At 68.8% G+C, this 6,991-nt stretch carries 5 protein-coding genes and 1 pseudogene; 4 read left to right on the top strand and 2 right to left on the bottom strand.

The genetic code is table 11. The features are described 5' to 3' along the window. Window positions 1–299: 299 nt before the first annotated feature. Window positions 300–606, bottom strand: a pseudogene (locus tag RB628_RS42825) (hypothetical protein); the annotation flags it as partial. A 456-nt stretch (window positions 607–1,062) separates the two neighbouring features. Here RB628_RS42825 and pstS point away from each other — a divergent pair. The 4 genes from pstS to pstB all read left to right on the top strand — a co-directional run bounded on the left by pstS (window position 1,063) and on the right by pstB (window position 5,200). Further along, a complete protein-coding gene (gene pstS, locus RB628_RS38780) occupies window positions 1,063–2,187 on the top strand; it encodes a phosphate ABC transporter substrate-binding protein PstS (protein ID WP_318325353.1) in 1,125 nt (374 codons plus the stop codon). Window positions 2,188–2,291: 104 nt separating this feature from the next. Further along, window positions 2,292–3,299 carry a phosphate ABC transporter permease subunit PstC gene (gene pstC / locus RB628_RS38785; RefSeq protein WP_318325354.1) on the top strand — a complete coding sequence of 336 codons (1,008 nt, stop codon included), beginning with the start codon at window positions 2,292–2,294 and terminating at the stop codon, window positions 3,297–3,299. Next, window positions 3,296–4,354: a phosphate ABC transporter permease PstA gene (pstA, locus tag RB628_RS38790; RefSeq protein ID WP_318325355.1), complete on the top strand. Its 1,059-nt coding sequence runs from the start codon at window positions 3,296–3,298 to the stop codon at window positions 4,352–4,354. Before pstC ends, pstA begins: the two co-directional genes overlap by 4 nt. 69 nt (window positions 4,355–4,423) lie before the next feature. Beyond that, window positions 4,424–5,200, top strand: a complete 777-nt coding sequence (pstB, locus tag RB628_RS38795; protein WP_318325356.1) for a phosphate ABC transporter ATP-binding protein PstB — start codon at window positions 4,424–4,426, stop codon at window positions 5,198–5,200. 113 nt (window positions 5,201–5,313) lie between these two features. Here pstB and RB628_RS38800 read toward each other — a convergent pair whose 3' ends face one another. Next, window positions 5,314–6,783 (bottom strand): alpha/beta hydrolase domain-containing protein, encoded by a 1,470-nt coding sequence (locus tag RB628_RS38800; RefSeq protein ID WP_318325357.1) that lies wholly within the window; start codon window positions 6,781–6,783, stop codon window positions 5,314–5,316. Window positions 6,784–6,991 lie beyond the last annotated feature (208 nt).

The raw sequence follows: 6,991 nt of genomic DNA on the forward strand, positions 1-6,991 counted from the left end.
CCCCGCCGCCCCTACCCGTCCCATCCCGTTCCTGGGGGCTGCGCCCCCAGACCCCTGCTACGGCCCTGAACGGGCCTTGTCCTCAAGCGTCGGACGGGCTGGGGTGCCGGGCCTGGGTTGTGGATGCGGTGGGGGCTGGTGGGTGGGAGGGAAGCTCGGGCTGGACGGGCTTCGTTCTCAAGCGTCGGACGGGCTGGGGTGCCGGGCCTGGGTTGTAGATGCGATGGGCGCTGGTGGGTGGGAGAGAAGCTCGCGTTTTTGCGGATCGCCACGGGGACGGAGTGGGCGCGGGCGTACTACAGCGCCGTACGGATGTCGTCCGCGTGGGCGACGTACGCCACCGCGGCCGGCTTGAGTCCGTCGAATCGGGTGTTGTAGAGCTGCCGGGCCGCGGCCCAGGAGGCGTCCCCGGGGCTGATTAGCGGGCCGTCGAGGTCGCGGCCGAGGGCTGTCCGGTTGGCCGGGGCCGAGGTGCTCATCGCGGTGAGGGGTGCGTGCGGGTTGCTCCCGCCGCGCGGACGCCTCCCCCTTCGTGCCCGTGCACGCCGTCGTCGGCATCGCCGCCAGGGCGGCCATGCCGCCTCCGATGAACGTACGCCGCTGCATGGTGCTCCTCGGTTGCACGGTCGCCCCGATTTCTCGGTCACCGATTCCCCGATTCTCCGGTTTCCTGATTTCTCGGTTCCTTCGTTCGAGCCCGCGTTGGCTCCCGTCGAACGAGACAGGTTCCATGGATGGTGGGTACCCTCACCGGTCGTGTTCGCGGAGGAAGTGGAAGGGAATGTTCCGGAGGTTGTACGGCAGGAGCTTGCCGTCCGGGGGTGATCCCCGGGTCGGTACCTACACGTGTTCTCTCCGTAAGCGTTCCGTGACCTCACCGCACCGACCGCAGGGGTTCACCCGCCGTTCACTTACGCCCGTAGGTGGCTTCACCTGATCTGCCTACTTTCGGCCTTACCGGTGCTGCGTGTGCCCTCCTGGGCACCCTGGCGCCACCCATACTTCGCGACCTCGCACGCCGCCGGATTTCAGGACGGCGGCTCCTGGAAGGAACACCCGAAAGTGAAGCTTCAGCGCATGAACCGGCGGGCCCTCACCCTCGGTGCTCTCGCCGTCTCCGGCGCCCTGGCCCTGACGGCGTGCGGCTCCGACGACACCGGCACCGACACGGGCGCAGACGGCTCCTCCACCGCCGCCAACAGCTCCATCAAGTGCGACGGCGCCAAGGGCCAGCTGCTGGCCGACGGCTCCTCCGCGCAGAAGAACGCGATCGACGCCTGGGTCAAGGCCTTCACGGCCGCCTGCCCCGGTGTGCAGATCAACTACAAGGGCGGCGGCTCGGGCGCCGGTATCACCGCGTTCACGCAGGGCACGGTCGCTTTCGCCGGCTCCGACTCGGCGCTCAAGCCCGAAGAGGTCACCGCCTCCAAGGAGGTCTGCACCGGCGGCCAGGGCATCGACCTTCCGATGGTCGGCGGCCCGGTCGCGGTCGGCTTCAACGTCCCGGGTGTCACGGACCTCGTCCTGGACGCGCCCACCCTCGCCAAGATCTTCGACAGCAAGATCAAGAACTGGGACGACGCCGCGATCAAGGCGCTGAACCCGACCGCGACGCTGCCGAACCTGAAGATCCAGCCGTTCCACCGCTCGGACGAGTCCGGCACCACGGACAACTTCACCAAGTACCTGATCGCCGCGGCCCCGGACAACTGGAAGTACGAGGGCGGCAAGGCCTGGCAGGCCGAGGGCGGCCAGTCCGCTCCGCAGTCCTCGGGTGTCGCCCAGCAGGTCAAGGCGACCGAGGGTGCCATCGGCTACTTCGAGCTGTCGTACGCCAAGGACATGAGCACGGTGTCCCTCGACACCGGCGCCGCCACCCCGGTCAAGGCCACCATCGACAACGCCACGAAGGCCATCGCGGACGCCAAGGTCGTCGGCACCGGCGCCGACCAGGCGCTCGAGCTGAACTACACCACCAAGGCCGACGGCGCGTACCCGATGGTCCTCGTCACGTACGAGATCATCTGCGACAAGGGCAACAAGGCGGACACCCTGCCCGCCACCAAGGCGTTCCTTCGCTACATCGCCAGCGAGGAGGGGCAGGAGATCCTCACGGAGAACGACTACGCCCCGATGCCCGATGACATCATCGCCAAGGTTCGTACCACCGTCGAGAGCCTGAGCTGACCTGAGTGTGCGGCCCGGTCCCCTCACCGGACCGGGCCGCACCGTCCGGTGCACCGCCGCCAGGAGCCGCACCCCGGGTGCGGCCCCGCAGACCGGAGAACCCGATGGACATATCCACCAAGAGCGCAGACACCTCACCCCCTGTCCCCCAGCCCACCGTGGTCGAGCAGAAGCGTGCCGCCCGCGGTGCCACCCGACCCGGTGACCGGATCTTCCTCGGTCTCTCCCGTGGCTCGGGCATCCTGCTGCTGGCGATCATGGCCGCGATCGCGGTCTTCCTGACCTACCGCGCGGCCATCGCCATCAGCAAGGACGAGGCCAACTTCCTCACCACCTTCGAGTGGAACACCGGGCTCAACCCGCCGACCTTCGGCATCGCCGTCCTGGCCTTCGGCACGATCGTCTCCTCGATCGTCGCCATGGTCATCGCGGTCCCGGTCGCGGTCGCCATCGCCCTGTTCCTCACGCACTACGCCCCGCGCAGGCTCAGCGGCCCCATCTCGTACGTGATCGACCTGCTCGCCGCCGTACCGTCCATCGTGTACGGCCTGTGGGGCGCCCTGATCCTCGTACCGAACATGAACGGCCTCTTCGGCTGGCTGAACGACTACCTCGGCTGGACCGGAATCTTCTCCTGGGAAGAGGGCGCGCCGCGCTCGATGCTGACCGTGGGCATCCTGCTCGCGGTCATGATCCTGCCGGTCATCACCAACGTCAGCCGTGAGGTGTTCCGGCAGACCCCGCGCATGAACGAGGAGGCCGCACTGGCCCTCGGCGCCACGCGCTGGGAGGTCGTCCGTATTGCTGTGCTGCCGTTCGGCCGCTCCGGTGTGATCTCCGCGTCGATGCTCGGCCTCGGCCGCGCACTGGGCGAGACGATGGCCGTCGCCACCGTCCTCTCCCCGAGCTTCCTCATCCAGGCAAGCCTGCTCGACCCGGGCGGCGGCACCTTCGCGCAGAACATCGCCGCCAAGTTCGGTGAGGCGAACGAGTTCGGCCGTGACGCGCTCATCGCCTCCGGTCTGGTCCTGTTCGTCATCACCTTGGTGGTCAACGGTGCGGCCCGCGCGATCATCGCCCGCCGCGCCGAGTACTCGGGGGCCAACGCATGAGCACCGTCGTAGCCGACAAGCGTCCCGGTTCCCTGCAGGGCGCCCGCCTCCCCAAGTGGTTCCCCTATGCCCTCGCCGGCGGGTCCGTCGCGCTCGGGGTCGGCATCAGTTTCGCCGCCGGCCTGGACAGCAGTGTCCAGTGGGGCCTGATCGCCGCGATCCTCTTCGTCGTCGGTACGTATGTCATCGCCACGCGCGTCGAGGGCAAGCGTCAGGCCAAGGACCGCATCGCGACCTCGCTCGTCTGGGTCGCCTTCCTGCTCGCCGTGGTACCGCTGGTCTCCCTGGTGTGGACGACCGTCGCCCGCGGTGTGAAGGTCCTCGACGTCTACTTCCTGACCCATTCGATGGGTGTGGTCGCCAACAGTGAGCCGGGCGGTGGTATCTACCACGCCATCATCGGCAGCCTTGAGCAGGTCGGTCTGGCCACCGCGATGGGCGCGCCGATCGGCGTACTCACCGCGATCTACCTCGTGGAGTACGGGCGCGGCAAGCTGGCCAAGGCCGTCACGTTCTTCGTGGACGTCATGACGGGCATCCCGTCGATCGTCGCGGGCCTCTTCATCCTCAGCATCATGCTGCAGTTCGACATGCAGCCGTTCGGCTTCGCCGGCTCGCTGGCCCTGGCCATCCTGATGATGCCGGTGGTCGTCCGTTCGACGGAGGAGATGCTGAAGCTCGTACCGAACGAGCTGCGCGAGGCGTCCCTGGCGCTCGGCATCCCGAAGTGGCGCACCATCCTGAAGGTGGTCCTGCCGACCGCCCTCGGCGGCATCACCACCGGCATTATGCTGGCGGTCGCCCGTATCGCGGGCGAGACGGCACCGGTGCTGCTCCTGGTCTTCGGCAACCCCTTCATCAACAACAACCCGTTCGAGGGTGCGCAGGCCTCGCTGCCGCTGTACATCTATCAGCAGTACGCGAACAGTGGTGGTGCGGAGGCGTCGTACGACCGCGCCTGGGCGGCGTCGCTCACGCTGATCGCCTTCGTGATGATCCTCAACCTCGGAGCTCGCGGTATCGCCCGCTGGAAGGCCCCGAAGACAGGTCGCTGACGCGGCCATACGACAGCGACCAGAAGTCGGCCGTGGCCGGCAGCCCCCTCGAAAGAAGCAGTGATACCCATGGCCAAGCGAATCGACGTAAGCGGCCTCAGCGCCTACTACGGCTCCTTCCGCGCGATCGAGGACATCTCGATGACGGTCGAGCCGCGCTCGGTGACGGCCTTCATCGGCCCCTCCGGCTGCGGCAAGTCAACCTTCCTGCGCACCCTGAACCGCATGCACGAGGTCACGCCCGGCGGGCGCGTCGACGGCAAGGTCATGCTGGACGACGAGAACCTGTACGGCGCCGGGGTCGACCCGGTGGCGGTCCGGCGTGAGGTCGGCATGGTGTTCCAGCGGCCGAACCCCTTCCCGACGATGTCGGTCTACGACAACGTGGCGGCGGGGCTGCGGCTGAACGGCTCGTACAAGAAGTCCGAGCTGAGCGACGTCGTGGAGAAGTCGCTGAAGGGCGCGAACCTCTGGAACGAGGTCAAGGACCGTCTGAACAAGCCCGGTTCGGGCCTGTCGGGCGGTCAGCAGCAGCGGCTGTGCATCGCGCGGGCGATCGCCGTCGAGCCCAAGGTGCTGCTGATGGACGAGCCCTGCTCGGCCCTCGACCCGATCTCGACGCTGGCGATCGAGGACCTGATCGGTGAGCTGAAGGAACGGTTCACGATCGTCATCGTGACGCACAACATGCAGCAGGCGGCGCGTGTCTCGGACCGTACGGCGTTCTTCAACCTCGCGGCGGTCGGCCAGCCCGGCAAGCTGATCGAGATCGACGACACGGAGCGCATCTTCTCCAACCCGTCGGTCCAGGCGACGGAGGACTACATCTCGGGTCGCTTCGGCTGAGCCGAGGTCGCCCGCAGGTCCCCCGCATACCCCTCGCGGTGCTGCATGGCGGTGCCACCGCGAGGTCGAATAGGGCCCGCCTCCGGGGTTTCCCGGGGGCGGGCCCGTTCATGTCAGCGGCCGACGCCGGACGAGGTGGCGGTTCTGACCAGCTCGGCCGCGTCCGCCGGGCGGATGAAGCCGGAGGCGACGCCCTTTGCCGTACTGGCCGCCCACTTCGCGACGAACGCGGCGTGGGTGGGGTACAGGGCTGTCAGCTTCTCGGTGCTGAAGGGGACGGTCGTACCGAACAGGAAGCAGAACGACTGCCCGGACTGCCCGAGACCGGACAGCGTGGCGAGCGGTACGTCGACCGCCGGGGTGCGGACACCGCCGCTGACGTTGCCGTGGGCGTCGAGGACGAAGGCGGGTACGGAGCCGGAGGTGTCCACCTGGAGGCGGGGTGCCCTGGCCGGGGGGACGCCGGTGGTCGCCCAGCGGTTCAGCGCGTACTGGGCGGTGTCGAGCACGTAGTGCGCCTGGCCGGTGTTGATCGGCGAGGCGCAGCCGGGCCGGGTCGGCGGGGTGAGCAGGGCGTTCAGGTTCTCCAGGCCCGCCGCGCCGCTGCCGTCGTCACGGGGACCGATGGCGAGGTAGGCGTCGGCGTGCGCGGTTCCGGCCACCTCCCAGAGCCGGAGGCGGGGGGTGTCGTCCTGCCGGGCCGCCAGGGAACCGAGCGCCAGCAGGTCGTTCTCGGCCTGTACGACGAGCACCGGCGCGTCGAGATCGGTGCGGAGGCGGACGACGGCGGGGGTGGGGATGTCACCCTGGGGCGCTTGTGACAGGGGGGCACCGATGTCGCGCCGGCTGTGGACGAGGAAACCGTCGTACACGGAGGCCAGGGGGTGGATCGCGTTGATGTACGTGGTGAGGCGGAACGCGGACTGCGACTCGCCGTTGGCCAGCACGGTGCGGGGGCGCAGGCCGTCGAGGACGGTGGCGGCGGAGTCCCGTACGGCCTGACCGGCCTGTGAGTAGATGTCGTACGAGTAGCTGTCACCGGGGTGGGAGAGGGCCGCGTAACGGACCGGGTCGGCGGCCCTGGTGGCGTTCGCTCCGACGGACTGTGCGGAGACACCGACCCAGGCGAAGCCTTCCCGGATCAGCTCGTTGTGGGTGTAGACCCACTCCGGGGAGGCGTCGACGCCACTGCTGACGTTCAGCCACTCCACGACGACGGTGCCGTTGAACCGGGCGGGGTCGGCGGGGCGGTTCACGACGATGCGGGTGGTGTACGGGGCGGTGCTCGCGGGGGTGACCTGCCAGCGGCCGTCGGGGGTCAGGGGAGCTGTGGGGGCGTAGGAGGCGGCGGTGCCGGTGAGGAAGTACTCGGACTGCCGGTATCCGACGGTGGAGAGGTCGAACGTCGTTCCGTAGAAGACGGGGGAGCCGTTTCCGCCGGTCACCGGGCCGGTGACGGTTGGGGGTGCGGCTGCGGCTGCGTGTGTCGCGGCGGCTGTGGGGGTGGCCGCGAGCAGCAGGAGGGGGACCGTGGCCGCCAGTGCGAGGCATCGGCGGACCAGTCGCCTCCACGTTAACTTCATGCACATGACATCTCCCGGGTTGAACCCAGGGGCGGGGCGCCTGGGTCGAATGCCCAGACGGTAACTGCGTTAGGCGGCTCTGTAAATGCGGTTCTCGGTTTTCGTGGAGGACGTGCTCGCGTGCGTTCGGGACGGTGAGCCAGGAAGGCGCCCCGGGGTGGTGTCCCGCCATGTGTCCGCCATGTGGTGCAGCGGATCGAGGCGCCGG

This window comes from Streptomyces sp. ADMS (assembly GCF_033441795.1).
GTDB lineage: Bacteria > Actinomycetota > Actinomycetes > Streptomycetales > Streptomycetaceae > Streptomyces.